The sequence below is a fragment of the Mesorhizobium sp. M0145 genome, from assembly GCF_040322355.1.
Lineage (GTDB): Bacteria > Pseudomonadota > Alphaproteobacteria > Rhizobiales > Rhizobiaceae > Mesorhizobium.
The window spans coordinates 116,884-141,715 of the sequence record NZ_JAMYTK010000009.1; the positions used below are offsets into that span (position 1 = coordinate 116,884).

Sequence of the window (24,832 nt, forward strand, 5' to 3'; positions counted from 1 at the left end):
GGCATTCAACCCTATAGGTTTGCGGAGACCGGACACATGGCCGACGATACCAGTATCTTCATAGGGGCCAGCCGCAAGCCGGACGACAGCTATCAGCGGCCCGAACAGCTTTTGCTGCAGTATGGCAATCGTCACGGCCTGGTCACCGGCGCGACCGGCACCGGCAAGACGGTGACCCTGCAGATATTGGCCGAGGGTTTCTCCAATGCCGGCGTGCCGGTATTCTGCGCCGACATCAAGGGCGACCTGTCGGGTATCGCCATGATGGGCACAGCGCAGGATTTCCTGGTCAAGCGGGCCGAGCAGGTCAAGCTCGATCCCTATGAATTCCAGGAATTCCCGGTCATCTTCTGGGATCTGTTCGGCGAGCAGGGCCACCCGATCCGCGCCACCATCTCGGAGATGGGGCCGCTGCTTCTGTCGCGGTTGATGAACCTTTCCGAGGCGCAGGAAGGCATCATGAACATCGCCTTCCGCATCGCCGACGAGGAAGGCCTTCTGCTGCTCGATTTGAAGGACCTGCAGTCACTGCTGGCCAATATCGCCGACCGCGCCCAAGAGATCGGCGCCCGCTACGGCAATGTGACGAAACCTTCGGTCGGCGCCATCCAGCGCACGCTGCTGGTCCTGGAGCAGCAGGGCGCTGCCAATTTCTTCGGCGAGCCGGCATTGCGGATATCCGACATCATGCGCACCACGCGCGATGGACGCGGCGCCATCAGCGTGCTCGCCGCCGACAAGCTGATGATGAATCCGCGACTCTATGCGACGTTCCTTCTATGGCTGATGTCGGAGCTGTTCGAGGAACTGCCCGAGGTCGGCGACCCGGACAAGCCGAAGCTGGTCTTTTTCTTCGACGAGGCACACCTTCTGTTCGACGACGCGCCGAAGGTGCTGATCGACCGCGTCGAACAGGTGGTCCGGCTGATCCGTTCGAAGGGCGTCGGCGTTTATTTCGTCACGCAAAATCCGCTGGATATCCCTGAAACGGTGCTGGCCCAGCTCGGCAACCGCGTGCAGCACGCACTCCGTGCCTATACGCCGCGCGAACAGAAGGCCGTCAGGACGGCGGCCGAGACGTTCAGGCCCAATCCCGATTTCGACTGCGCAACCGTTATCACGCAGCTCGGCACCGGCGAGGCGCTTGTCTCGACGCTGGAAGCCAAGGGCGTGCCGTCCATGGTACAGCGGACGCTGATCCGCCCGCCGTCGTCGCGGCTTGGCCCGATCACGCCCGAAGAGCGCCGCAAGCTGATCACCGAGAGCCCGGTTGCCGGACAGTACGACCAGACCGTCGATCGCGAATCGGCTTTCGAGATACTGCAGAAAAAGGCTAAGGACGCCCAGGAGGCACAGGCGCAGCAACAGGACAGCGGCCGTTCGCGCTGGACCATTCCCGGTTTCGGCAATGACGATCCCGCTCCTCAGCCCAGCGGTGGCCGGCGGGCGCCGCGCCCCTCCAACCGGCAGACGGTGGCGGAGGCGGCGATCAAATCCATCGTGCGCTCGGTCGGCTCGTCGGTCGGACGGGCGATCATCCGCGGGATTTTGGGGAGCCTGTCCAGGGGCAGGTGAGGGGCATCGGACCCGAAGGCGGGCGTCGGTGTCGGTAATTCTGTCCTGGCATCAAGCGCCGGTGGCCAGATCTGGAGGACAGCGGACGGCGGCTATGCGCCATTTGCCGACCTTCATTGCGTTTCTCCAAACCTGCCGTTCGCGCTACAGCCTGATACGACCATCAGCGGGCATAGCTGCGTCCTTGGCTCGGCGCTATCAGTAATCAGTGCCGCTATCGCTTGGTTACGTCAGGGTAAAAATCTGATGCTGGACATCAGAGGTCGAACGGTCGGAGTCGACCACCCAAAACCGAAGTTCAATCCGCGACACTATCCAATTGCCCGTCGCTTGTAATCAAGAGGTCATTGGCCTAATCTGAACTGAGGGGATGAGCAGTCTCCCCTTCAGACGGCTTCCGTCAAGCACTGCGCAAGATCCTATTGAGGGATGGCGCGCGTGGATGGCAGGTTCCTTTCAATTGCACTTCACTTATTGTCGCGAATTGTCGCAACTGCTTTGATGGCTGCGGCAAACCTGCCGGTTGCGACGTTTGACGCTGCGGGCCAAGGCACGGAGCCGCCATTACGGCTCGAGGCCAGAATCCCACTCGGAGATGTGCGCGGCCGCATCGATCACATGGCGATCGACTTAAAGAGGCGGCGCTTGTTCGTTGCAGAACTCGGCAACAACAGCATGGCGGTGGTCGATCTCACCCATCGAACCGTGCTTCGCACAATCAAGGGATTACGGGAACCACAAGGTGTCGGCTACCTGCAAGGGACCGACACCCTGTATGTCGCGAATGCCGGCGACGGCTCGGTTCGATTGTTTCGAGGAGCCGATTATGCCGCTATCGGCAAAGTCGACCTAGGGGAAGATGCCGACAATGTTCGCGTGGATAGCGCGACCAATCGGGTCTTTGTGGGGTATGGCAGCGGTGCGCTGGCTGTCATCAATCCCACGACTAACCGGAAAACCGGCGATGTGCCGCTAAAGGCGCATCCCGAAAGTTTTCAGCTCGACGCGAGGACGAGCCACGTCTTTGTGAACCTGCCGGACGTTCATTCAATCGCAGTCGTCGACCGTACATCACTGGCTCAAATCGCAAGCTGGCCGACCGCCGGTTTGGCCGGTAATTTTCCGATGGCGTTGGACGACCCTCACCAGCACGTCCTTATAGCTTTTCGCCACCCTGCGTGGCTCGGCATCTTCTCCATGGGAGACGGTTCGCTCGTCGCGACTGCGAAGATTTGCGGTGATGCCGACGATGTTTTCGTCGACTCGAAACGGCAGCGAGCCTACATCAGCTGCGGAGACGGATTCATTGACGTGCTGGATACCCGGGACCCGCCATATCGACGCATCGCGCATATTCCGACTGTGTCCGGTGCACGCACTTCGCTCTTTGTTCCCGCGCTTGACCTGCTTCTTCTCGCGGTTCGAGCGGGCGGAGAGCAGCTGCCGGCAATCTGGGCGTTTCGTCCAACACCTTGAGGTGCGCACCCGTGTGGACGACGTTTTCCTGTTGAGCTGCATACCGATTGCCTATTCGGCATCGGGCGGAGATGCTTCAATGGCCAGGAGCTCTAAGCACTCAATCTCTTGCATCACCTTTCCAGCGATACCTTGCAAATCGCCGTACATGCCGACGGTCGACTCGATTACGCCTTGTTGGATGATGCTGAGCTCTATTGGATCATGCAAAACGGCATTAAAATGACCGGGATGCCTGCGTTTGGTTCAACGCACAACCAGGAAGAGCTATGGGCGATGGTGGCCTTTACCCGATGTCTTCCAGAGATGTCGCAATCGGAATACGAGAAAATCACCGAAGCCTCTGAAGGGCATCATCAGGCTGGAGGTGAAGACCGTGCACCGGCTGCGTTTCGCAAGTGAGTCGTACAGGGACTGCGGAAGGGCGGTCGTGATCGCTATCCGGTCGTGGCGACAAAGGGCCGCCTGATCCTCGGCTGTAGATCGTGTTCGCGCATCAGGCGACGAATCTTCCCTGCCGCCCAGGGCGGTGACGCTTGATAGCCAGGTTCGAATTTGTCGCGGAGGGCGCTGCTGGGATCACCGGTCCTAACTTGGTAAGACGTGGGTAGGTTGGATTGTCCGGTTCAATTGGTCATGACTGCCACGCAACGTCCGCGTCCGCGACTACGATCTGACGGAACTTCTTCCGCGATGGCAGCCTTCTTTTCAGGTTGCGACAGACGCAGGACATCTTCGAGACAGAGCGCGCCGCCATCTCCGCTGCCGCCGTCCCGCGCCGCGAATTCACGCGGGCCAACTTGAGGACTACCTGAGGACAACCGGGGCGACGCGTTGGTGTATATGACGCTCGGCACGGTGAAGTGGGTGGAGCTTGGTGTCCGCACGTCCTGTATGCAAGGTCACGGGCAGGTTCTGACCCTATTCCCGACCTTGACAGCCAAGCGCAATATGCGCCAGTTGCGTCTTCGGTCGTTGCAAGCCTTGACACGATATGAATCAGCATTGTTGGGCGGCAGCCTGAGGATTGAAACCGATATTCGCCTCGCTGGAATGTCTAACGCGACTCCGTCATGATCTTCCGGCCCTGTCGAGCGACGCTGCCAAAGCCGGTGACGCCAACGCAGGTGATGAGGGCAGGCTAGATCAGTGCAGCAGATCCGCCCGGCGACTTTTCTTTTTGCGGCCCGAGCCTTGCGCGACATGGGCGACGGCTTTGTGGCCGTTCTGTTGCCGGTCTATCTCCTCGCATTAGGCTTCGCGCCTCTGCAGGTCGGCATCATAGCAACCGGATCGCTGCTCGGTTCAGCGCTCTTAACCATCGCCGTCGGACTCCTTGGTGCCCGACACGATCACCGCCAACTCCTGTTTGCCGCCGCCAGTCTGATGGTCGCCACGGGTGTGGCCTTTGCTGTGGTCCACGACTACGCGCTGCTTTTGGTGATCGCCTTCGCAGGCACCATCAACCCGTCGGCCGGCAGCGTCAGCGTATTCGTGCCCTTAGAGCATGCCGTGCTCACACGCGAAGTTACCGACGCCGCGCGGACCAAGATGTTCGCGCGCTACAGCCTTGTGGGTGCGCTCGCAGCCGCGGTTGGCGCGCTCGCTTCGGTGACACCTGATCTTCTGGCTCCAGCCGGCCTCGATCAACTCACCGGCATCAAGGCGATGTTCGTGCTCTATGCGTTGCTGGGCCTGCTCGGCGGTCTCCTTTACGCGCAGATCCCGCAGCGCCGTCCAACGTCGGACTCCGGCAGCACGTCCGCGCTTGGCCCCTCGCGGAATATCGTTTTCAAGCTTGCGGCCCTTTTTAGCCTTGATGCCTTTGCCGGCGGCTTCCTCGTCCAGTCGCTGCTTGCCCTGTGGCTTTTCGAAAAATTCGACCTGTCGCTTTCGGAAGCGGGCTTTTTCTTCTTCTGGTCGGGCGTGCTTTCGGCGTTCTCATTCCCCGTTGCCGCCTGGCTGTCGCGGCACATCGGGCTCATCAACACGATGGTGTTCACACACATTCCGTCCAGCATCGCCCTGATGTTGGCGGCGCTTGCGCCGACGCTCCCTCTGGCGCTCGCCCTGCTGCTGATCCGTGCCGCGCTTTCGCAGATGGACGTCCCGACGCGCTCATCTTACGTTATGGCGGTCGTCACGGAGGCGGAGCGGGCAGCCGCCGCGAGCTTCACATCGGTCCCGCGCAGCCTGGCTGCCGCAGCCAGTCCCGCCCTGGCGGGCGCTCTGTTCGCTGCCTCGTTCCGGGCTTGGCCCCTCCTCATCTGCGGTGCACTGAAGATCGCTTACGATCTGCTGCTGCTGATGCAGTTCCGGCACCTCAAGCCGCCGGAGGAACGCTGATATTTGGGTGCTTGACCGGGAGGGGTCAATCGCGAAGGCAAATGTTGGAAAGGTCGTCGATCACTTCGGTCTGACTCCGGACTTGTCGAATGCCTAATGTGACCCGACATCCTCGACGCGATGCCTGCAGACCATCACCCGCAGCGCAGCAGACAACGAAAGTCTCCGCTGGGCTCTGCCGATCAGGCAGGCCGTGCTTTGTAAAAGCGGCACCAACCATCGGGGCTGATTTCACCCGCGACAATCTAGGATGCATTCGGCTTCAGGAAATGGGTGCACCCGGCGCAGCGGCGACCTTTGTTTGGAACATCCTAATAAAGCGCCACAGGCTTTGGGGTTGTTTCGGCGCCGCGCGCCGCAGGCTGACCTGTCATGCAGGAAGCAAGCCCACCTGCACCGGCAAATCGCCGCGCCGGTCGTCGACGCCTTAAGAAATTTCCGGCGAGACAGCGCTTGGCCTGGCTTACGTTGTGCCGACCCGCAATTTATCTCACCACGATCTTCTTTAATGGTCTTTCCTCCCAATCGAACCCAAAGAAGCGCCGAGTGCTGATCAGATCGATTTGAGGTACTCGATCAGATCACTCTTTTCCTGATCGGTCAGATCAAGGCCGAGATGGCCGTCATAGTGCTCCTTCTGCGCAAGACGTCGATCGGTTCCACTCCTCCTGCCAGGGGTCGATCAAGTTTAAGGACCCGACGTCTCCTCCCGGCTCGAGGTCTATTTCAATAAAACCGTACGTCACCGTCCTGCTTCCTTGATCCCTTGCCTTCCCTTACAATCCCTTCCGGACACAGAGGAGTTCCGCCATGAGCGAAGACGCCGTCAACATGTCGATCCGCAAGTTCCTGAAGGAAGTCGGCGTCACCTCACAGCGCAAGATCGAGGAGACGGTGCGCGAAGGGCAAATCGGCGGCAAGAAGCTGAAGGTCCGCATGACGCTGACGGCGGAAGGCACCGGCCTCAACCACGTGGTGGACGGCGAGATCGAACTTCCATAAGCCGGGCGAAGCGACCTAGCGAAACGTCCAACGCGGCCGAAAGCCGTCGAGACGGATCAGCGGTTGGAATGGCGTCTGGCCGGGTCGATGTAGTACCGCTCACCCCACGCTCTTGCGACTCTGAGGGAACGCGAAAGACCGACCCAACCAAGCCGTTTGACCCGCGCTGGCAGCTGCTGAGTAGGCGAAGTCAGCATCGCCTCGATCGCGCCACGAACGGTCATTGGTCAGCTACTAACGGAATGTCTCGATCCCATTACTTGCCGTTCGATAGCGCGGACGGACATAACAGTCACGTGGCCTCCTTGCGATCATGAGGCGTGCACCCTACCATTTGCCTGGCGGCCTTTAGGGGTCATCACCGTCGGGGGAGGCGTCTGCGCTGCCACCTTCTAAAACGTCGTCGCTTGCGACGCGGTTCTACTTACCGGCGTTGCTCAAGCTGAACAGATCGACGCGATCACGAGAGGGTAGCTCCGGCTGGTCCGCAACGACGAAAGCAGTCTTGTTCCAGCTAACGTCGAATTGGTCGAGCTTACTCACTAGCTTCCTGCGCTCTGCGGCGGAATGCAGCGCTTTGAGTGCCTGCGTTTCATCGGTGCTGATCCCGAGCAACCTTCCACCCGTGGCAGTAAGGTAGGCCAGCAACCAGCCAATAACGAAAGAAGCCGCTCGAATTATTGGCGTTGTGTCCAACAGCAGCGGAACAGAGAAGATCGAGCCCAAGACCACACCAATGCCGATTCTGACGGCTCTGTTGCGGCGAAGGGTCCCCTCGACATCAGTGCAAAGGGCCTCAATCGCATAACGGTCCTCACGGTGCTTGGCCTCCAGCTTTGCGCCCAAGATTGTTGCTTCTTGCTCCCTCTCCTTCTGTATCGTCTCAATTCGTTCATTGACCTTGTTTAACCGTTTTTTCCCTTCGGCTTTTGCCTTGTTGACCGCTTCCAGCCCTTTCTGACGTTCCTCTTCGAGGTGCGGATGCAGCATCTCCTGCCACAAAAGCGGGAGGTTTTCCTCGGTCACGACGTTGGACACACCTAGCGTTTTATCCATGAGGGCCTGCGCGCTGCGATCCTGCGAAATCAGCAAATCGAGCTGGCGGCTCTTGTCGTCATCCCCCAGCGCATCAGTGAGCCGCTTCACGGCCGCTACCACTCCCGGACGGATCGCGAGCACATGTTCGCAGCTTGCCAGCAGCATTCGTTTTGGAATGTTGAGATCACCGGCCCCCATGCCTGTGCGGAGCCAGATGGCGGTCGCAAGTACGCGGCGATGAACGACGGGCGGCACCGTTTCGTCAGGCAGTCCGCTCATTTGGACACACGCTCGGCGGACAATTTGGGCAAGAAGACCGTTCCGAGTCAGGCCGACCGCGTGCGACTTGAATATGTCTCGGCTAGTTCTGCCCCGCCGCTGTCTGACAATGAAGGCAGTGATGTCGGTGTCGTGTTCACGCGCCAACGGATTCTCGGCGTAACTGAGCCTGCCGTAAAGGTCCTGCCAGTTGTCCTTGTTAAAGAACTGGTGCTCGGATGGCCTGCTCCCGGGTTCGATACGTAGCCTTCACACCCACTGCGTCCAACAGGGGAGCAGGGTTGCGCGACACCTCGTTCACATACTCCCGCAAGACCTCACGCCTCAATAGGGCATGCGCAGTCGGGCCTGTAGGGCGCGGATTCTTCAAGACGGCTTGCAGGTTATTCTTTATCTCGTCGAGGCTCTGCCCGAAAATTCGAACCGAGGCCCCGATCCTGATGAGTTCGGCCACGACAGGGGCAGTGTTCTCGCGCGCCAACTTCCCGGAGACACCGAGAAGTTCCATCGCAACTGGCGCATCCAGATAGACAACGAGGTCGGTCTTATCGACCGAGGTCACCGGCTTCACAAAGTCCTGAACGACCTCGGTCAGAAGCCCGATAGCTGCAATCCGGGCAAGTACCTCAGCACTGCCTTGGTTCTCCTCGATTGCATGTTTGACGAAGCGCGCGCACAGGAATTTCTCTTCGTCTCGGAGGGAGGTCGTATTGGGGATTTCTACTACCTGCCGCAGCTTTCCTGACGCATCCGGTTTGACGCCCGCTTTGAACTCGATGCTCTTCTCGCTGAACGCTTCGACGTAAAGGAGCCATTCGACAAGGATGTCCTCGAACTCTTCGACGTCTCGGGGGATTGTAGTGAGTGGCGAAAGCGCTTCGGAGAACTCCTTAAACTGAGTGGCGATGCGGCGTAGCTCAGCCTCAACGGTCTGAGTGGATGCATCCGGCTCGCCGTTGTCAGCCATCTGAATCGTATACGTGGTATCCTTGGCACCTGCGATGTCAGCAACAATCCAGCCGTGACGCTCTAAGTAAGGGACAAATGTCTCGACCAGATCGGAGTTGAAGTTCCACTTGTACATATCGCGAATTGCTGCGGCGATGACATCTGGGTCGAGTTTGCTGCCATTGTGACGGCGCAAGATCGGATCGAAGAACGGCAGCAACCCTTCCAGCACGTTTCCGCTGTCATTTCCGAGTGCAGACAACGCCCCGTAAATGCGAACCGCCGACCGAGTAAGTTGCGTTGCCATGACCCGTATTGAACCGTTGCCTACGGTTGCAGACTAAGGGTCAACGTGGTCGCAGGCTACTGCTTATTGTGCATGTCAAGATGATCATGGTCGGTAATTGTTATGGTCAACGTCGCGGATAGACGCGAACAGCTTCCACCTCTCTTAGCCAAATCAATCCGAAGCGATCCGGCGCCCTAGTGGACGCTCCGCTTCCGAGCCGAGGCGTCGCAGTATGGTCACATCGGGGAAGGTCCGCTTCCGCTCATCGCAAACAGCCTCGAACCGTCGGGCTGAATGACCGCAAACAATAATCCATAGCCGACGATCGCGATCACTGGCCTTGGAATGTCTGGCAAGGGTCAGGAGCGCTGGTTGCGCTCAACGTCGGGTTTCGGGAAGGAGAAACGGCCCAGGACGGGCAGCAATGGGTAGGGAACGCTGGTTGCGTTGAATGTCGGCTATCGGGGGGCTCGGCATAAGCATCGGACCTAAAAGCGGGCACGGGCAAGCCGACGCTCGGCAAAACCAGCAGGACACGTGAGCAATCCCGCCCGCGCTTTCGACCAGCTCAGAAGATCGAGTTGGTCACCGCTTTTATCGGGCCGAGCAGGATCGATCCTTCCGGCACGCCGGCGTCGATCGGAATGGCTTTGCGGTTTGCTGTCGCCACCATCGGCTGACCGATGTCGGCCGTCACCACGACCGGGGTCTTGTTCGGCACACGATCATAGAGATCGATGATGTCCTGGTTCATCAGGCGCACACAGCCCGACGACACCGATTTGCCGATCGACCGCCATTCCGGCGAACCGTGCAAGCGGTAGAGCGTGTCCTGGTTGCCCTGGAAGAGATAAAGCGCCCGCGCGCCAAGCGGGTTCTTGAGCCCACCGGGCATGCCGCCATTGTCGGCGCTGTACGGCTTCAACTCCGGCTGCCGGGCGATCATGTCGTCCGGCGGCGTCCATTTCGGCCATTTCTGCTTCCATTGGACCACCGCATCGCCCGACCATTCGAAGCCGGCGCGGCCGAGGCCGACGCCATAGCGGATCGCCTGGCCGCCCGGGCGCACCAGGTAGAGGAAGTGATTGGTCGTGTCGACGACGATGGTGCCCGGCTGCTGCCCGGTCGGATCGTCCACGATCTGGCGCAGGAACTGCGGGTCGATCTTGTCGACCGGTATGGCCGGCAGCTCGAAGCCGCCATCGGACATCGCCCCATACATCGTCACATAGTCGCCGAGCGCCGGCTCGACATAGGTCGGCGGCGGTGGCTCGACCGGTTGTTGCGACAGCGTGGTGCAACTGGAGACCGCGACCGAGGCGGCGCCAAGGGCTGCTGCGTTGAGAAAACCGCGACGGCTCAGGCGCAGAGAGGACGATGGGGGTGTGAACATGATTGCCTTTTTTAAGTCTCAAATCGCAACAAAGCATAAATGCGTCCTGTTGCGCAGGTGCCGAGCAATGCCCGGCGCGATAGGCGGTTCCAATTCTGGCCGCAGGGTGGACAAACAAAGGCAAAGCTGTGACTGGATCGTCACTGTTGCGCCGAGGCAACATGTCCGGTGTCACCCCCCGGCGACCAGACCTTCAAGGGACGGCAGGATCAGGGCCGGTGGAAAATCCCGGTATTCCTCTGGCTGATTGGCGCGGTTGATCCACACCGTCCTGAAGCCGAATTTGGTGGCGCCGGCGACGTCCCAGCGGTTGGATGACTGGAAAGAGACAGCGCCCGGATAGAGGCGCCAGCCCGTGGTGACCATGTCGTAGACCGACGGGTCGGTCTTGAAGCGCCTGACGCTGTCGACGGAATAGACGTCGTCCAGGACCTGGTCGAGCGCGGCGGACTTGACGGCCGCTTGCAGCATTTCAGGCGAACCGTTGGACAGGATCGCCAGCCTTGCTCCCGATGCCTTGAGCGCCTTGAGCACGGCCGGCACCTCCGGATAGCAGTCCAGCCGCCAATAAGCCTCGAGCAGCTTCGCCTTCAGCCCGGCATCGGCGGACGGAACCTTGCTCAGGGCGAAATCGAGCGCCTGCTCGGTGAGCTGCCAGAAATCGGCATAGGCCCCCATCAGCGTCCTGACCCAGGAATATTCCAGCTGCTTGGCGCGCCAGATCTCGGACAGCAACTGGCCGTCCGGCCCGATCTGGTCGGCGTGACGGCGCACGGCCGCATGCACGTCGAACAGCGTGCCATAGGCGTCGAAAACGTAAGCCGCGAACTGCATTCGACAGTTTTGAGGCCGCGTAAGGCAAGGCGCAAGCGCTGATTGCAGTCCGCCAGCCCGCTGGCCTCAACAAATCTCAGCCAAGCCGGTTGACGGCGGCCGCCAAAGCATCTTCCAATGCGCCGCAACAAGCATCGAACGGAACCTGGCAATGACACTGGCGACTGCGGCGCAATCCGCGACATGGACCTTCGTCGACGGCGACTGGTACGAGGGCAATGTTGCCATTCTAGGGCCGCGCAGCCACGCCATGTGGCTTGGCACCAGCGTGTTTGACGGCGCCCGCTGGTTCGAGGGCGTCGCTCCCGATCTCGATCGTCATGCGGCAAGGGTAAATGCCTCGGCGATCGCGCTCGGTCTGAAACCGACGATGAGCACCGACAGGATCGTCGGCCTGACCTGGGACGGGCTGAAGAAATTCGACGGCAACACGGCGGTCTACATCAGGCCGATGTATTGGGCCGAGCATGGCGGCTATATGGGCGTGCCGGCCGACCCGGCCTCGACGCGTTTCTGCCTTTGCCTCTATGAATCGCCGATGATCTCGCCGGCGGGGTTTTCGGTGACGGTGTCGCCGTTCCGGCGCCCGACCATCGAAACCATGCCGACCAACGCCAAAGCCGGCTGCCTTTATCCCAACAACGGCCGGGCCATCCTGGAAGCCAAGATGCGCGGCTTCGACAATGCGCTCGTGCTCGACATGCTGGGCAATGTCGCCGAGACCGGCACCTCGAACATTTTCCTGGTCAAGGATGGCCATGTCCTGACGCCGGCGCCGAACGGCACCTTCCTGTCCGGCATCACCCGCTCGCGCACCATGGCCCTGCTTGGCGAATACGGGTTCACGACGACGGAAAAGACGCTGTCGATCCGCGACTTCCTGGAGGCGGACGAAATCTTCTCGACCGGAAACCACTCGAAAGTCGTGCCGGTCACCCGTATCGAGGATCGCAATCTGCAGCCCGGACCGGTGGCCAAGAAGGCGCGCGAACTCTATTGGGAATGGGCGCATTCGACTTCGCCCGGCTGACCCGCTAAAAAGCGGCCGGCGCTTCGTTTCCGGAGTTGTTCCAGACCAATCCAGTCCTATGTTAGTCCGGTATCGACACCGGATTTTTCCACGAGGGAGTACGACCGATGGCTTTTGAATTGCCCGCCTTGCCCTATGATTACGAGGCTTTGCAGCCTTATATGTCCAAGGAAACGCTGGAATATCACCACGACAAGCACCACAAGGCCTATGTCGACAACGGCAACAAGCTGGCCGCCGAGGCGGGCATGGGCGATTTATCGGTCGAAGAGGCCGTCAAACAGTCCTTCGGCAAGAATGCGGGCCTCTTCAACAATGCCGCCCAGCACTACAATCACATCCATTTCTGGAAATGGATGAAGAAGGGCGGCGGTGGCAACAAGCTGCCCGGTGCATTGCAAAAGGCGGTCGACAGCGATCTTGGTGGCTACGACAAGTTCAAGGCCGACTTCATCGCCGCCGGCACCACCCAGTTCGGTTCGGGCTGGGCCTGGGTCTCGGTCAAGGACGGCAAGCTGGCGATCTCGAAGACGCCGAATGGCGAGAACCCGCTCGTCCATGGCGCGACGCCGATCCTCGGCGTCGATGTCTGGGAACACTCCTACTACATCGACTATCGCAACGCCCGGCCGAAATATCTCGAAGCCTTCGTCGACAGTCTCATCAACTGGGACTATGTGCTCGAACTCTACGAAAAGGCCTGATCCGTTCCAGAAAGCCCCGGCAGAACCGGGGCTTTTCTTTTTCAGCATCAGAACGACAGCTGCAAAAATTTCACGCAAGCGTGAGGCGAAGCGTCGGAATTTTTAAGCCATCCTTGCCGTTTGTCATCGGTGTGGGGCCGCATCCTGAATTGCCTTCAACATGGAGCCAAGTGAATGAGAAAGCTTATCCTCGCCATCTCGATGCTCGCCTTCGCCGGTTCGGCGGCATTTGGAGACCCGGTAGCTGACCGGCAGGCCCTGATGAAGGAACGTGGCAAGATCGCCGCCGGCTTGTCGAAAGTGGTCAAGGGCGAGACGCCCTACGACGCAGCTTCGGTGCTGACGGCGTTGCAGGCACTGCAGGTCAATGCCGAGAAATTCCATGCCGGCGTCGACACGCTTTTCCCGGCGGGCAGCGACACCGGCGACACCACGGCGTCCCCAAAAATCTGGCAGGACATGGCCGGCTTCAAGACGGCTGAAGGCAAGTACCTCGCCGACGTCAAGGCGGCGGTCGCCGCAGCACCTGCGGATGCCGACGCGTTGAAGGCGCAGTTCAACACCATCGGCGGCGGCTGCGGCAACTGTCATCAAAACTACAGGGTGAAAAAAGGATGATAGCGGGCAATGCGCTTGCTGAAGAAACTTGTCGGCGCCGCCCTCGTTCTGGGCGGTGCGGCCGCGATTGCCGGCTGGTTCCTGTCGGCTCCGGTCAGGCTCGATGCCGCAACGCTGGCTGAGCTTGGTCCTGGCGACGCCGCCAGGGGCAAGCGCATCTTCTACGCCGGCGGCTGCACATCCTGTCATGCCAAGCCTGGCTCGCAAGGCGACGCCCGTCTTCAGCTGGCGGGCGGCCTTGAACTCAAGACGCCATTCGGCACCTTCGTGCCGCCGAACATATCGCAGGATACCAGGGACGGCATCGGCGCCTGGTCGGTCGAGGATCTTGCCAACGCCATGCTGAAGGGCGTGTCGCCGTCGGGCGAGCATCTCTATCCGGCATTTCCCTATACTTCCTACGCGCGCATGAAGCCGGCCGACATTGCCGATCTCTATGCATTCCTGAAGACGTTACCCGCGGTCGCCGGCAAGGCGCCCGCCAATTCGCTGGGGTTTCCCTTCAACGTCCGACGCGGCCTTGGTCTGTGGAAATTGCTCTATTTGAGTGACCAGCCGGTCGTTTCCTTTCCCGACGGCCCACGGGATCCGGTGTTGACAGGCCGCTATCTGGTCGAAGGCCCCGGCCATTGCGGCGAATGCCACACGCCGCGGGATCTTGCCGGCGGCACCAGGAAGAGCCAATGGCTGGCAGGTGCGGCCGCCGCCGAAGGCAGCGGCATCGTGCCGAACATCACGTCGGGCGAGGGCGGCATCGCGGACTGGTCCGAGGCCGACATCGCCAACTATCTCGAAACCGGCTTCACGCCGGATTTCGATACGGTCGGCGGCGCAATGGTCGACGTGCAGCGGAACATGGCCGTGCTGACCCCGGAGGACCGCGCGGCGATCGCCGCCTACCTGAAAGCCGTGCCGCCGCACCCCAACGGCTATCCGGCGCGCAAGAAGCCGTCGAGCTGACGGCCGTTGCGTCAGCGGTCGCCGAGAAAGTCGAAGCCGGTTTCGAAGAAGTGATTGTAGTCGCAGGTCATTTCCTCGCCGGGCGCAATGTCGCGCAAGGCATAGGTCTCCTCCGGCTGCGAGACGTCGCAATTCGGGCTGTCGGCATGGTTCATGTAGCGCGCATCGTCGGCTTCGAAGACGATGTAATTCGGGTCGCGCCGGTCCGGATAGGCGTAGCGGTCGAGATAGGTTCTGACCGGCCCGGTTTCCCGCTCGTAGGCCGCTACCTCGATGCGCCGGTCGTATTTCGGGTCGAGCTTCCAGACCAGCGTGCCGCGGGCAATGTGGTTCTTGGCAAAGACGCCGATGCCCTGGATGGGCGATTTGTCGAGATAGACATCGACGAGCAACATGGCAGATCCCTGGGTGATTGTGTGTTGGCGCGGCTGTGAAAAGGCCGCGCACTGGGTAGCGCGCGGCCTTTGCAATTGCGAGCGGAAAATCAGCTGTGCCTGCCCATTATCCGCAGCCTCGTACGGCTCGTCGCCTGTCGAGACCCTAGCGCTGTTGCAGCGCCAGCCGGATGCCTAAGGCGCAATAGATACCGCCGACAGCCTTGCCTTGCCATCTCAGCACCGTCGGGTTTCGGCGCAGGAATGCACCGAGGCCGCCCGCACCCACGGCGAAAACCACCGTGCTGACGAGGCCCAACAGAACAAAGATGACGCCCAATATCGCCAGTTGAAGCATCACCGATCCGTTTTCAGGCCGCACGAACTGCGGAAGAAATGCGAGGAAGAAAAGCGCGGTCTTGGGATTGAGAACCTCGGTCAAAACAGCCTGCCGAAATGCTTTGGCAGCGGGGATCGCAAGTGCGCCGGCGGCCGGATAGACAGGCGTTTTCTCGATGATCGCGCGAATGCCGAGATAAATGAGGTAGGCTGCGCCGATGTACTTCACGATGCTGAAAAGCGCCGCCGACGTGGCAATGATCGCCGAAATGCCGACGATCGCCATGAAGGTGTGAACCACGTCGCCGGCCGCGATCCCGGCGCCGGTCGCAATGCCCACCCTGGTTCCGGAACTGGTTGCCCGCGCCACCGTCAGAAGAGTGGCGGGACCCGGGATGAAGACAAAGCCAAGCACAACCGCGACATAAGCTATCAACGTGGCGAGATCGATCATTGGTGGGCTCCGCAACTCTCACCGCCAATGAAGCCACGTCGCGGAACGGAAGGCAATGACCGCTCATCCGCCGATGTTCACGCCGCAAGCTCGGCCTTGCCCGTCACCTTGAGCGCGAAGGCGTAGGTGAAGGCGATTTCCTCCAGTCTTGAAAACCGGCCGGAGGCGCCGGCATGGCCTGAATCCAGGTTGATCTTGAACAGCACCGGATTTTCACCCGTCTTGCGGTCGCGCAGCCGCGCCGCCCATTTGGCCGGCTCCCAATAGGTGACGCGCGGGTCGGTCAGGCCGGCCAGTGCCAGGATCGGCGGATAGTCGAGTGCGGCGACATTGTCGTAGGGCGAGTAGGCGGCGATGGTCCGGTAATCCTCCGCCGACGCGATCGGATTGCCCCATTCCGGCCATTCCGGCGGCGTCAGCGGCAAGCTTGCGTCGAGCATGGTGGTGAGCACGTCGACGAAGGGAACCTCGGCGACGATTCCGCCGAAGCATTGCGGCGCCATGTTGGCGACCGTGCCCATCAGCATGCCGCCGGCGGAACCGCCTTGCGCAACGATGCGGTCATGCTGCGTATAGCGTTCGGCGACGAGGTGGTGGGCGGCAGCGACAAAATCGGTGAACGTGTTCATCTTGTTCGCCCGCTTGCCGTCGTCGTACCAGCCATAGCCCTTGTCCTTGCCGCCGCGAACATGGGCTATCGCGTAGACAAGGCCGCGGTCGACCAGCGAAAACAGATTGGTGTTGAACGCGGCGGGTACGGCTATGCCGTAAGATCCGTAGCCGTAAAGCAGGCAAGGGGCGGACCCGTCGAGCGGTGTGTCGCGGTGGTGGAGGAGCGAGATCGGCACCAGTTCGCCGTCGGCGGCAGGCGCCATCAGCCGGCGCGTGACGTAGTGCTCCGGGTCGTGGCCGGACGGCACTTCCTGGGTCTTGAGCAGCACCCGCTCGCGGGTGCGCATGTTGTAATCGAAGACCTGCGCCGGGGTCGTCATCGACGAATAGGAAAAGCGCATGATCTCGGTGTCGTATTCGTAGGAGCCGGACAGGCCGAGCGAGAAGGCTTCCTCGTCGAAGGAGATCAGGTGCTCCTCGCCGCTCTTGCGGTCGCGCACGACGATGCGCGGCAGGCCTTCCTTGCGCTCGAGCCGGACCATGTGGTCCTTGAAGCCGATCACCGAAAGGATCAGCCGGCCCGCTTCGTGCGGCACCAGTTCCTGCCAATTGGCGCGCACCGGATCATGGGCCGGCGCCGTCATGATCTTGAAGTCCTTGGCGCCGTCGGCATTGGTGAGGATGAAGAAGATGTCGCCGCCTTCCTCGAGTTCGTACTGCAGGCCCGTCTGGCGCGCCGCAACCAGCTTCGGCTCTGCGAACGGATCGTCGGCGCTCATGATGCGGTATTCCGAGGTCTCATGATCGTTGATGCCGATCATGATCCACTCGTTGGAGCGCGTGCCGCCGACATCCATGAAGAAGCCGGGATCGGTCTCCTCGTAAATCAGCCGGTCGTTTTCAGGACCGTCGCCAAGCGCATGGAACAGCACTTTGGAAGGACGGTGGTTGGGGTCGAGGCGGGTGTAGAAAAAACCGTCATTGCCGGCATCCCACACACCGCCGCCGCCGGTGTCCGGGACCCTGTCCGCCAGATCGTTGCCGCCGGCCAGATCGCGGACGCGCAGCGTGTAGAATTCGGAACCCTTGTCGTCGAAGGCCCAGAGCAGCTTGCTGTGGTCGTCCGAATGATCGACGCCGCCCAGGCGGAAATAGGGCTTGCCCTCGGCCTCGGCATCGCCGTCGAGCAATATCTGCTTGTCGCCGCCGTCACGCGCCGTGCGGAAATAACGCGGCTGCTGGCCGCCAAGCTTGAAGGAGGAGCCGTAGGCGTAAGGTCCGTCCTTCATCGGCACGGAAGAATCGTCTTCCTTGATGCGTCCCTTCATTTCCGCGAAAAGCTGCTTCTGCAGTTGGACCGTATCGGCCATCAGCGCCGCCTGGTAAGCATTCTCGGCTTCGAGGTGGGCGCGGATTTGGCCGTCGAGCAGGGACGGATCCCTGAACATCTCTTGCCAATTGGCGGCCCTCAGCCAGCCATAATCGTCCGTCCGCGTTATGCCGTGATGCGTGTCGAAGATCGGCCGCTTCTCCGGCTGCGGCGGCGTGGCGGTCGGAAACACTGGGGTTCTGGTCATTGCGTCTCGCTGTGGAAGCTACTTGAATGGCGAATGAACACGCCGAGCAGCGCGGGTTCAAGGGCTATGATCTATTGTCGTGGTGGCTCGAGAGGACGGGCTGGAGGAGCGGATAAGGAATATTTCTTCTCGGACTGCCGCGGTTCTCGCCGTCGCTGCGATGACCCTGCCAGTGCCGGTCAATCTCATGCAACTGCCTTCGCGGCTTGGCAAGTGGCCGATACGGCTGGGTCTACGGAAATACATTACCCCATTTCAATGACACAGCGCACCGCTCCGGCGACGGCTCGCGAGCAACAGTAACGCTTCGCAACCTATGATTTTACTGAATCCGCCGATCATCCAGGCTGTAATGCCGCCGGCAGGGTCAAGCATCGAACTCTATTTACCTGCTGCCGTTTGTGTAATGGCTGCTTGCCGCGGCGTCAGTCGATGCTGGTCTGACCAGAAAAAACGGCAAAGTTACGCTTTGCACGAAAGAGTGAAGCTGAATATGGAAGATTTGACTTGTATCGCTGAATAGACCGAAAGAAGCGAATTGACTTACTTGGCGGCCCGGCCCATTAAGATGCCGCGACGCGAATCGCGGAGGCTTTTTCCTGCACAAGTTCGCGCGATGCCCAACTATCGAAACGGGCGCAAACAGAAACAATTCTCGTTGGGGCCTGAACGCCATGGATATTACCGAAACACCTTCCAGAAACAGCGACGCGCTGATCGAGCTCACCGCCGATGTGGTGGCCGCCTATGTCAGCAACAATCCCGTGCCGGTCGGCGAACTGCCGAACCTTATCGCCGATGTCCATGCCGCTCTCGGGCGTGTCGGCGGGGCCGCCGAGCAGCCTCCTGCCGACAAGCAGAAGCCGGCGGTAAATCCGAAGCGGTCGGTGCATGACGACTACATCATCTGTCTCGAAGACGGCAAGAAGTTCAAGTCGCTCAAGCGTCACTTGATGACCCACTATGATCTGACGCCCGACCAGTATCGCGAAAAGTGGAACCTGGACCCAAGCTATCCGATGGTTGCGCCCAATTACGCGGCCGCCCGTTCGCAGCTCGCCAAGAAGATGGGTCTCGGCCGCAAGCGCAAGGGACGCTGACAAGCGGCTCTTCCGGTTTGATACTCAAACGGCGCCTACAGGCGCCGTTTTCGCATTGTGGGGAGACCAAGCTCAGGCCGCCAGTTCTTCATGCCGCCAGCAACTGCCGTGCGGTCAGGCGGTCTGCTTCAGCGCTGCCTCGGCGTCACGCCTGATGCGCTTGACCATCGAGCGAAGACCATTGGCGCGCTGCGGCGACAGGTGCTCGTCAAGTCCGAGCGCCTTCAATGTGGCCTCTGCGTCGGTCCTCTGGATTTCGCTGGCCGGCCGTCCCGAAAACAGCGCCAGCATGATGGCGACCAGGCCGCGCACGATATGCGCGTCGGAATCGCCCTTGAAGGTGATAACGGGGTCGACACCCCCGCCTTGCTCAGTGGTCAGCCAGACCTGGCTGACGCAGCCGGGCACCTTGTTGGCTTGTATGCGTTGCTCGTCGGGAAACGGCGGCAGCGCTTCACCCAGTTCAATCACATAGCGATAGCGGTCTTCCCACTCGTCGAGCAGGGAAAAGTCGTCGCGGATGGTCTGGATCGTCGTCGTCATTCCCCCGGATATAGTCATCCGGCGCTGCCACGTCACGGAAAAAGAGGAGAAACGCCGCAGGTGCCGAGAGCGAGAGCCTTGCGGTTTAGCGATGAATTCGGCCGAAACAGTCTCAGTTCTTCGCCGGCAAGTGCACTTTCGCCGGCAAATCGACTTTCGCCGGCAAGACGATTTCCCCGGGCACGCTGCCGGTGGTCGTCACCGTATCGGGTTCAGCGGCCTTGTCGTCCAGCATGGCGGCCGCGATCTTGGCGGTCTCCCTGGCCCGGGCGGTGATGGTGTGCATTGCCGATTTGCCGGTCTCGCACACGTCCGGCTTGCGCTCGCAGATGCCGGCGATATCGCCGACGGCTTCGCGCGCCGCAAACAGCGCCTGGAGCGGCCCGACGCTTTCGCGGCCCGCATCATCGGCGCCGACACCCAGCGGCAGCGCCAGAAGCACCAGCGAAAACCAGAAAGCAGCTCTTATCAGAAAGCCCATCTGTCTGTCCTTTATGACGTCATGCATCCGAACCGCACGACCCTTGTACCGCGATACTGACACAGACGCGCAAAGGACGGCTTGTCCCGAAAGCAACAGTTTTCCTTAAATTTTAGGTAGATTCGAAACGAAGCGTTTTGAAGTTCATTTGCCTCGAACGGCTCAGATTTTATTCAGCAAATGATAACCATCCAACCTATTGTTTTTCATGATCATTTTCTTAATCGGCGACAGTTTGATGCCATCGGTCGTAGGTGCAGGGGCGGGCGGTGTGGATAACGCTCCGTTTACTATGGCGGCAATTGCCCCGGTTTTTCCCCGCCGGTATCCCGATATTTGCAGCCTGCCGGGGGACGATCGGCCCAGCCTTATCCATTCCTTAAACGCTGGATGCGAGTTTTGGATCGACAAAAGCCGCCTGCAAAGCAGGGCCGTTCACGACCGGGTGCGTTGAGTTGAGTGCGATCAAGGCCAGATACGCCGAGTTGCCGGGCGCGATAGCCGCCGGTTGCGAACGGATGGTTCATCCGTCCGCCCTCGGCCAGAGCGATCGTCGCCGCCACAGCCGGTTCATTGGCGTCATGCTGGCGGCTCCCTTCTTCAGCGCAGGTGCAGCGGTGACGCTGGTCACGTCGGGCATGGGCGCCGCCTTGACTGTGGCTGCGATCTTTGCGGCGTTTGGCCTTTGCTGGTTCGCCGCCTTGCTGGTGGCGGCATCGGGCAAGATGACCCTGGCCGGCCAACTCGCCTTGGTCGTCGGCGGTGTTGCCCTGGGTGCCCTTATCGCTGCCGCCGGCGGTGTGGCCTCGCCGGTTGCCTTGCTTGCGGTGGCGCTGCCGTTTGAAGCCTGGTGGATCGGCCAGTCGCGCCGTGCCGTGATCTGGGGCGCCATATCGGCCTTTGTCGCAGTCTTGCTGCAGCCTTTAGCCGGTTCGGTCTTGCCGCTCGACCAGACCGAAATCGCCGCATGGCACTGGCTGGTACCACTGGCCTGGGCACTCACGCTCATTCCGCGTATCGCTCCGCTTCGCGGCGCCGCCAGCGCACAGTTCGATCCGGCCGGCAGCGACCGGCTCGAAGACCTCATCGACGCCGTCGTGCTGCGAATCGCGGCGCATGGCGAGGTTCTGGACGTCTCGGCTAAGGCACGCGCTATGCTGAGGCTGCCGCCGGAGCTGCTTTTCGGCACCGGACTTTTCGATCGCATCCATCTGTCCGACCGCGTCCCGTATCTCAGTGCGCTGGCCGATATGCGTGATGGAGCCCTGTCGCGCCGGCTCGACCTTCGCGTACGGCTGCCGCAGAGCAGCGGCGTGACGGCCGACAATTACCGGCCGTTCTCGCTCGAGATGATGCGCGCGCCGGGGCAGGAGACTGTCTTCACGCTTCTTCTGTGCGAGAACGACGAACTGGCCGGACTGCGCCAGGAGCTTGCCGCTGCCAATGAGGCGGCTGCCTCCGCCGAGGTGGCGAAAGGACGTTTCCTTGCCGTCGTCGGCCATGAGTTGCGCACCCCGCTCAATGCCATCATCGGCTTTTCCGACATGTTGCTGCACGAGATGTTCGGCAGCTTCAAGGATCCGCGCCAGAAGGAATATGTCGGGCTGGTCAGGGATTCGGGCCAGCACCTGCTTGCCGTCGTCACCTCGATACTCGACGTATCGCGGATCGAATCGGGCGCCTACGCGACCGAACCGGAACCGTTCCGCTTCCGCGAAGCGGTCGAGATGTGCCAGTCCATGATGCGCCTGCAAGCCGAGGCAAAGGCTATCGATCTGCAGGCCCAGATCGCGCCGGACGCAGGCGAAATAAATGCCGACCGTCGCGCCGTGCAGCAGATCCTGATCAATCTCGTCTCTAACGCGATCAAGTTCACGCCCGAAAGCGGCAATGTCGTCATCGGCGCCAAGCGCATCGGCTCGCGGCTGCATTTCTGGGTCCGGGACACCGGCATCGGCATCGCCGAGGAAGACTTCGTCAATCTCGGCAAGCCGTTCATGCAGATCCAGAACGACTATACCCGCCGTTTCGAAGGCACAGGCCTCGGGCTCTCACTGGTGAAGGGGCTGGTGGCGCTGCACGAGGGCACCATGTCGATCGAAAGCATGCCGGGCGAGGGCACCACGGTGACGATCAGCCTTCCCGTGAGCGGCCCGACGGGCCGCTCGGCGGAGAAGACCGGCGTGGTGCCGATGTCCGCGGTCAAAGCCAAGGCGGACGGTGGCAAAGGGGAGAGCAATGGGTCGCTCCGCAAAACAGCCTAAGGCGGTCAAACGCCGCGGCAATGCCTTCGAGCACGGAGCGATGGCGCTGGGCAGCCTGATCTCGCGCAATCCTGTTGTGGTCGGCGGCTCCACCGCGTTCCTGGTGACGCTGTTCTACGTCTCGGCGAACGCGCTTTGGTACCAGCCCTTTCCGCATGCCGGCGCGTTTTTCGCCACCAGGAGTATCGAGCGCTTTCCCCGGGCGGACAGCGACGAGCCCGAAACCACCATCAATATCGTGCGTCCGGCCGCTGCGCCGATCAAGAGCGACCCGGTCGTCGAACAGGTCCAGGGCATATTGAAGGATCTCGATTTCTATTCCGGCACCGTCGACGGGATTCCCGGACCGAATACGCGCAAGGCCATCCAGGCCTATCAGCAGAAGGTCGGATTGAATGCCTCCGGCGAGATCGACAGCGTCCTGCTGGATCAACTGGGCGCCACGCCAAAGACCGCGGCCGTGGTACCGCATCCGGTGCCGCGGCCGGTCGAAACGGCTGCTGTTCCAGCCGCCATTCCAGCGTCCGCACCGGCAAATGCGGTGGCGCAAACGCCTGATCCCCGCATCGTCAAGATCCAGGCCGGACTGAAAGCGTTCGGCAATGACGACATGCAATTGGATGGCGTCGTAGGCGCGCGCACCAAGGCCGCGATCAAGGAATTCCAGGCGCTGTTCGGCTTGCCGGAGACCGGCGAGCCAGACGAGATCGTCTACGTCAAGATGCGCGAGATCGGCCTGACCAACTAAGGGTCGTGACGGCCGCTCGCCGGTCGCTCGGCAAAGACCGGTTACGGTTTTCCGGCCAATGCTGTAAGGACCGCCGCATGTCCAGGAATTCTCCATGCGGGTAACCACCGATCTGTGGGTGTCGGCGCTGTTGCGCCGGGTTTTCAGCGCCGGCGGCTTTGCCGCCGTGGTCAAGCGCGGCGCGACGGAAGCCGGCGCGGTTTTCGTGCTGGCGCGGGGCAGGCTGGGGGAGATAGCGCTGTTCGGGCCGGCGCCGCAGACGAGTTACGATTCAGCCAGGCCGGACGACCGTTTTTTCAGCCTGCTTGGCGAAGGCGACGATGCCGCCATCTTCGACGCGCGGCTGGAGCGCGAGAAGAGATTCGATCCGGATATCTGGGTGGTCGAGATCGAGGCGGGCGCCATTCCCGTCGAGGAGCTTATCTCGGTCAAGGCGTCGTAACGGCAAGCCTTCAGATGCGACGCGCCTTTGGGGTGGCGGCTATATCGGCGCTGTTCGGCTTGCGCAGGTCGGCATTTGCGGCGACGCGCCCAGGCTTGCGAACAATTTTCGATACGGTGTCGGCCTTCCAGCCGCGGAGCCTGTCCAACGCCGCGTCGCGGTGCAGCAGGCGGTAGCGGTCGAGGAAGATGCGGATCGCCTGCGGGTGCGGAAACTCGGTCGGATAGATGGCCGCCGTGATCAGGAACGCCTTGTCTTCACTAAGGTCGAGCGCGCGCAAGGCGGCCAGCAGCGGTGTGTAATTGTGGCTCGCGGTGAGCGTCCGCGCCGTTGAAAAATCGACTTCGAGCGCATCGGCGAGCGCTGTCTGGAAGAATGCCGCATTGCCGGTCAGCGCGGTCTCGCGCAGCTTGACATAGGTTTGTGGCTCGACGAACGGACTGATGGCGGCGCCGCTCTCGGCGCGCATCATGGATCGCAACCGGCGGCGTACAGTTTCAGCGGCATCGGAAGCCTCTTGCCTGTTGACCTCGCCCGCAACCACTTCGGCGTTTTCGGACGCGGCTTTGGCGGTTGTTTCCGGCTGCTGCTGCGACCGCACCAGCGTCGGCCTTTCGAGCACTTTGATGAGATCCGCGATCGTTTGATTGAGATCCTTGCGGCGGGCAATGGCACGGGCATGCGGCAGGCCGTGACGTCCGATCAGCGCGATCAGGTCGACGTCGCTGAGGGCGCGCGAGCGGATGAGCAGCGGAGCGGCGATGTCGACCCGCTCCTGGCAAAGCCGCCGCACCAGCGCGGCGGGTGCATATTCGCATTCGGAAAGGGCTGCCGCGACGTAGCGGCGCGATTCGACCGAGACATTCTCGAAAAGCGGCAGCGTCAGGTCTTCGAGCTGCGCGATCTCCCGGCGCGAAGGGCGGGTGAGCGAGCAGAACGCCGATACCGCGGCGCGAAACAGCCTTTCGGCCTTTCCCGATTCAGCTCCTGCTGCGATTTGCCTGAAATCCGAAGCTGACACGAAGGATACGCCCGACACTCGACACGATCTGGACAGCGCTCTGCCGGGCTGTACCGGTTTCGCGTTTCCCAAGAACAAAGATCAATTTAGCGGCGATCCGTTAGCGCTCCGTTAACCTACTGCCTTCTTAATCGACTATGGAGGCGTTGCGTTGTGCTCCGGGGCAACCGAGAGGAATACGCGAACCATGGGCATGGTACTGTCTTTCGTGCCGCGAACGGCGGCAACCAATCGAGCACAACAAGCCGCGCCGGCGGCAGTGATCATCTTTCCCGGGGTGCGCTACGAGCAGCGGCCGCTGACGGGCGAAACGCGGCCGGCCGGCCCCGACAAGCCGGGACCTTCGGGAACATTGCCGGTACCGCATCACTGAGCATCGGAACCG

Annotated in this window: 24 protein-coding genes; 14 read left to right on the forward strand and 10 right to left on the reverse strand. The window is 61.3% G+C overall.

What is annotated here, in order from left to right; translation table 11 throughout:
* Positions 1-36 precede the first annotated feature (36 nt).
* From NKJ28_RS15740 to NKJ28_RS15760, 5 genes are all read left to right on the forward strand, one after another.
* Positions 37-1,575: a helicase HerA-like C-terminal domain-containing protein gene (locus tag NKJ28_RS15740; protein WP_352636404.1), complete on the forward strand. Its 1,539-nt coding sequence runs from the start codon at positions 37-39 to the stop codon at positions 1,573-1,575.
* A gap of 438 nt (positions 1,576-2,013) precedes the next feature.
* Entirely contained in the window at positions 2,014-3,051 is a 1,038-nt protein-coding gene (locus tag NKJ28_RS15745) for a YncE family protein (RefSeq protein WP_352636405.1), read from the forward strand.
* A gap of 177 nt (positions 3,052-3,228) precedes the next feature.
* A complete protein-coding gene (locus tag NKJ28_RS15750) occupies positions 3,229-3,453 on the forward strand; it encodes a c-type cytochrome (RefSeq protein ID WP_352636406.1) in 225 nt (74 codons plus the stop codon).
* 801 nt (positions 3,454-4,254) lie between these two features.
* On the forward strand, positions 4,255-5,397 hold the full coding sequence (locus tag NKJ28_RS15755) for an MFS transporter (RefSeq protein WP_352636436.1): 1,143 nt from the start codon (positions 4,255-4,257) through the stop codon (positions 5,395-5,397).
* An 810-nt stretch (positions 5,398-6,207) separates the two neighbouring features.
* Positions 6,208-6,399 (forward strand): DUF6494 family protein, encoded by a 192-nt coding sequence (locus tag NKJ28_RS15760; RefSeq protein WP_023679340.1) that lies wholly within the window; start codon positions 6,208-6,210, stop codon positions 6,397-6,399.
* A gap of 420 nt (positions 6,400-6,819) precedes the next feature.
* On the opposite strand, the gene NKJ28_RS15765 is transcribed toward NKJ28_RS15760, so the two are convergent.
* From NKJ28_RS15765 to NKJ28_RS15780, 4 genes are all read right to left on the reverse strand, one after another.
* Positions 6,820-7,716, reverse strand: a complete 897-nt coding sequence (locus tag NKJ28_RS15765; RefSeq protein ID WP_352569880.1) for a hypothetical protein — start codon at positions 7,714-7,716, stop codon at positions 6,820-6,822.
* Between the two features lie 199 nt (positions 7,717-7,915).
* Positions 7,916-8,971 (reverse strand): hypothetical protein, encoded by a 1,056-nt coding sequence (locus NKJ28_RS15770; RefSeq protein WP_031213483.1) that lies wholly within the window; start codon positions 8,969-8,971, stop codon positions 7,916-7,918.
* A 550-nt stretch (positions 8,972-9,521) separates the two neighbouring features.
* A complete protein-coding gene (locus tag NKJ28_RS15775; RefSeq protein ID WP_352636407.1) occupies positions 9,522-10,346 on the reverse strand; it encodes a L,D-transpeptidase in 825 nt (274 codons plus the stop codon).
* A 171-nt stretch (positions 10,347-10,517) separates the two neighbouring features.
* Entirely contained in the window at positions 10,518-11,180 is a 663-nt protein-coding gene (locus tag NKJ28_RS15780) for a haloacid dehalogenase type II (RefSeq protein WP_352591620.1), read from the reverse strand.
* Positions 11,181-11,331: 151 nt separating this feature from the next.
* Here NKJ28_RS15780 and NKJ28_RS15785 point away from each other — a divergent pair, with 151 nt between their 5' ends.
* The 4 genes from NKJ28_RS15785 (at position 11,332) to NKJ28_RS15800 (ending at position 14,492) form a co-directional block, all read left to right on the forward strand.
* Positions 11,332-12,210, forward strand: a complete 879-nt coding sequence (locus NKJ28_RS15785; RefSeq protein ID WP_352622574.1) for a branched-chain amino acid aminotransferase — start codon at positions 11,332-11,334, stop codon at positions 12,208-12,210.
* A 107-nt stretch (positions 12,211-12,317) separates the two neighbouring features.
* The gene (locus NKJ28_RS15790) at positions 12,318-12,914 is read left to right on the forward strand and encodes a superoxide dismutase (protein WP_023677850.1); all 597 of its coding nucleotides are present in this window, start codon (positions 12,318-12,320) and stop codon (positions 12,912-12,914) included.
* A gap of 174 nt (positions 12,915-13,088) precedes the next feature.
* The gene (locus NKJ28_RS15795) at positions 13,089-13,532 is read left to right on the forward strand and encodes a c-type cytochrome (protein WP_352636408.1); all 444 of its coding nucleotides are present in this window, start codon (positions 13,089-13,091) and stop codon (positions 13,530-13,532) included.
* A 9-nt stretch (positions 13,533-13,541) separates the two neighbouring features.
* Positions 13,542-14,492: a cytochrome c gene (locus NKJ28_RS15800; protein WP_352636409.1), complete on the forward strand. Its 951-nt coding sequence runs from the start codon at positions 13,542-13,544 to the stop codon at positions 14,490-14,492.
* An 11-nt stretch (positions 14,493-14,503) separates the two neighbouring features.
* Here NKJ28_RS15800 and NKJ28_RS15805 read toward each other — a convergent pair whose 3' ends face one another.
* The 3 genes from NKJ28_RS15805 to NKJ28_RS15815 all read right to left on the reverse strand — a co-directional run bounded on the left by NKJ28_RS15805 (position 14,504) and on the right by NKJ28_RS15815 (position 17,848).
* Positions 14,504-14,887, reverse strand: a complete 384-nt coding sequence (locus NKJ28_RS15805; RefSeq protein WP_352449057.1) for an SET domain-containing protein — start codon at positions 14,885-14,887, stop codon at positions 14,504-14,506.
* 145 nt (positions 14,888-15,032) lie between these two features.
* On the reverse strand, positions 15,033-15,659 hold the full coding sequence (locus NKJ28_RS15810) for a LysE family translocator (RefSeq protein WP_352636410.1): 627 nt from the start codon (positions 15,657-15,659) through the stop codon (positions 15,033-15,035).
* Between the two features lie 77 nt (positions 15,660-15,736).
* The gene (locus tag NKJ28_RS15815) at positions 15,737-17,848 is read right to left on the reverse strand and encodes a S9 family peptidase (protein WP_352636411.1); all 2,112 of its coding nucleotides are present in this window, start codon (positions 17,846-17,848) and stop codon (positions 15,737-15,739) included.
* A gap of 674 nt (positions 17,849-18,522) precedes the next feature.
* Here NKJ28_RS15815 and NKJ28_RS15820 point away from each other — a divergent pair.
* Entirely contained in the window at positions 18,523-18,948 is a 426-nt protein-coding gene (locus NKJ28_RS15820; protein WP_023677844.1) for a Ros/MucR family transcriptional regulator, read from the forward strand.
* A 114-nt stretch (positions 18,949-19,062) separates the two neighbouring features.
* Here the strand turns inward: NKJ28_RS15820 and NKJ28_RS15825 are convergent, their stop codons facing one another.
* Together NKJ28_RS15825 and NKJ28_RS15830 are read right to left on the reverse strand one after the other, a co-directional pair.
* Positions 19,063-19,491, reverse strand: coding sequence for a SufE family protein (locus tag NKJ28_RS15825; RefSeq protein ID WP_352636437.1), 429 nt, complete (start codon positions 19,489-19,491; stop codon positions 19,063-19,065).
* Between the two features lie 112 nt (positions 19,492-19,603).
* On the reverse strand, positions 19,604-19,972 hold the full coding sequence (locus tag NKJ28_RS15830; protein WP_352454313.1) for a DUF5330 domain-containing protein: 369 nt from the start codon (positions 19,970-19,972) through the stop codon (positions 19,604-19,606).
* A 518-nt stretch (positions 19,973-20,490) separates the two neighbouring features.
* On the opposite strand from NKJ28_RS15830, the gene NKJ28_RS15835 reads away from it, so the two are divergent.
* From NKJ28_RS15835 to NKJ28_RS15845, 3 genes are all read left to right on the forward strand, one after another.
* On the forward strand, positions 20,491-22,236 hold the full coding sequence (locus NKJ28_RS15835) for a sensor histidine kinase (RefSeq protein WP_352636438.1): 1,746 nt from the start codon (positions 20,491-20,493) through the stop codon (positions 22,234-22,236).
* The gene (locus NKJ28_RS15840; RefSeq protein ID WP_352622487.1) at positions 22,211-22,984 is read left to right on the forward strand and encodes a peptidoglycan-binding domain-containing protein; all 774 of its coding nucleotides are present in this window, start codon (positions 22,211-22,213) and stop codon (positions 22,982-22,984) included. The genes NKJ28_RS15835 and NKJ28_RS15840 overlap by 26 nt, the downstream gene beginning before the upstream one ends.
* Before the next feature lie 94 nt (positions 22,985-23,078).
* Positions 23,079-23,426 carry a DUF1491 family protein gene (locus NKJ28_RS15845; RefSeq protein ID WP_352454316.1) on the forward strand — a complete coding sequence of 116 codons (348 nt, stop codon included), beginning with the start codon at positions 23,079-23,081 and terminating at the stop codon, positions 23,424-23,426.
* A 10-nt stretch (positions 23,427-23,436) separates the two neighbouring features.
* On the opposite strand, the gene NKJ28_RS15850 is transcribed toward NKJ28_RS15845, so the two are convergent.
* Complete coding sequence (locus tag NKJ28_RS15850) at positions 23,437-24,447, reverse strand: DUF2336 domain-containing protein (RefSeq protein ID WP_352569878.1); 1,011 nt, start codon at positions 24,445-24,447, stop codon at positions 23,437-23,439.
* A 187-nt stretch (positions 24,448-24,634) separates the two neighbouring features.
* Between NKJ28_RS15850 and NKJ28_RS15855 the strand changes: the two genes are divergently transcribed.
* A complete protein-coding gene (locus NKJ28_RS15855) occupies positions 24,635-24,820 on the forward strand; it encodes a hypothetical protein (protein WP_023677835.1) in 186 nt (61 codons plus the stop codon).
* The last annotated feature ends 12 nt before the right edge of the window (positions 24,821-24,832 follow it).

What these genes read in the sequence shown, in the direction of transcription:
- NKJ28_RS15740 (WP_352636404.1), top strand. Translation starts at nt 37, where the DNA reads ATGGCCGACGATACCAGTATCTTCATAGGGGCCAGCCGCAAGCCGGAC.
- NKJ28_RS15755 (WP_352636436.1), top strand. Translation starts at nt 4,255, where the DNA reads ATGGGCGACGGCTTTGTGGCCGTTCTGTTGCCGGTCTATCTCCTCGCA.
- NKJ28_RS15760 (WP_023679340.1), top strand. Translation starts at nt 6,208, where the DNA reads ATGAGCGAAGACGCCGTCAACATGTCGATCCGCAAGTTCCTGAAGGAA.
- NKJ28_RS15765 (WP_352569880.1), bottom strand. Translation starts at nt 7,716, where the DNA reads ATGAGCGGACTGCCTGACGAAACGGTGCCGCCCGTCGTTCATCGCCGC.
- NKJ28_RS15770 (WP_031213483.1), bottom strand. Translation starts at nt 8,971, where the DNA reads ATGGCAACGCAACTTACTCGGTCGGCGGTTCGCATTTACGGGGCGTTG.
- NKJ28_RS15775 (WP_352636407.1), bottom strand. Translation starts at nt 10,346, where the DNA reads ATGTTCACACCCCCATCGTCCTCTCTGCGCCTGAGCCGTCGCGGTTTT.
- NKJ28_RS15780 (WP_352591620.1), bottom strand. Translation starts at nt 11,180, where the DNA reads ATGCAGTTCGCGGCTTACGTTTTCGACGCCTATGGCACGCTGTTCGAC.
- NKJ28_RS15785 (WP_352622574.1), top strand. Translation starts at nt 11,332, where the DNA reads ATGACACTGGCGACTGCGGCGCAATCCGCGACATGGACCTTCGTCGAC.
- NKJ28_RS15790 (WP_023677850.1), top strand. Translation starts at nt 12,318, where the DNA reads ATGGCTTTTGAATTGCCCGCCTTGCCCTATGATTACGAGGCTTTGCAG.
- NKJ28_RS15795 (WP_352636408.1), top strand. Translation starts at nt 13,089, where the DNA reads ATGAGAAAGCTTATCCTCGCCATCTCGATGCTCGCCTTCGCCGGTTCG.
- NKJ28_RS15800 (WP_352636409.1), top strand. Translation starts at nt 13,542, where the DNA reads ATGCGCTTGCTGAAGAAACTTGTCGGCGCCGCCCTCGTTCTGGGCGGT.
- NKJ28_RS15805 (WP_352449057.1), bottom strand. Translation starts at nt 14,887, where the DNA reads ATGTTGCTCGTCGATGTCTATCTCGACAAATCGCCCATCCAGGGCATC.
- NKJ28_RS15810 (WP_352636410.1), bottom strand. Translation starts at nt 15,659, where the DNA reads ATGATCGATCTCGCCACGTTGATAGCTTATGTCGCGGTTGTGCTTGGC.
- NKJ28_RS15815 (WP_352636411.1), bottom strand. Translation starts at nt 17,848, where the DNA reads ATGACCAGAACCCCAGTGTTTCCGACCGCCACGCCGCCGCAGCCGGAG.
- NKJ28_RS15820 (WP_023677844.1), top strand. Translation starts at nt 18,523, where the DNA reads ATGGATATTACCGAAACACCTTCCAGAAACAGCGACGCGCTGATCGAG.
- NKJ28_RS15825 (WP_352636437.1), bottom strand. Translation starts at nt 19,491, where the DNA reads ATGACGACGACGATCCAGACCATCCGCGACGACTTTTCCCTGCTCGAC.
- NKJ28_RS15830 (WP_352454313.1), bottom strand. Translation starts at nt 19,972, where the DNA reads ATGGGCTTTCTGATAAGAGCTGCTTTCTGGTTTTCGCTGGTGCTTCTG.
- NKJ28_RS15835 (WP_352636438.1), top strand. Translation starts at nt 20,491, where the DNA reads ATGGTTCATCCGTCCGCCCTCGGCCAGAGCGATCGTCGCCGCCACAGC.
- NKJ28_RS15840 (WP_352622487.1), top strand. Translation starts at nt 22,211, where the DNA reads ATGGGTCGCTCCGCAAAACAGCCTAAGGCGGTCAAACGCCGCGGCAAT.
- NKJ28_RS15845 (WP_352454316.1), top strand. Translation starts at nt 23,079, where the DNA reads ATGCGGGTAACCACCGATCTGTGGGTGTCGGCGCTGTTGCGCCGGGTT.
- NKJ28_RS15855 (WP_023677835.1), top strand. Translation starts at nt 24,635, where the DNA reads ATGGGCATGGTACTGTCTTTCGTGCCGCGAACGGCGGCAACCAATCGA.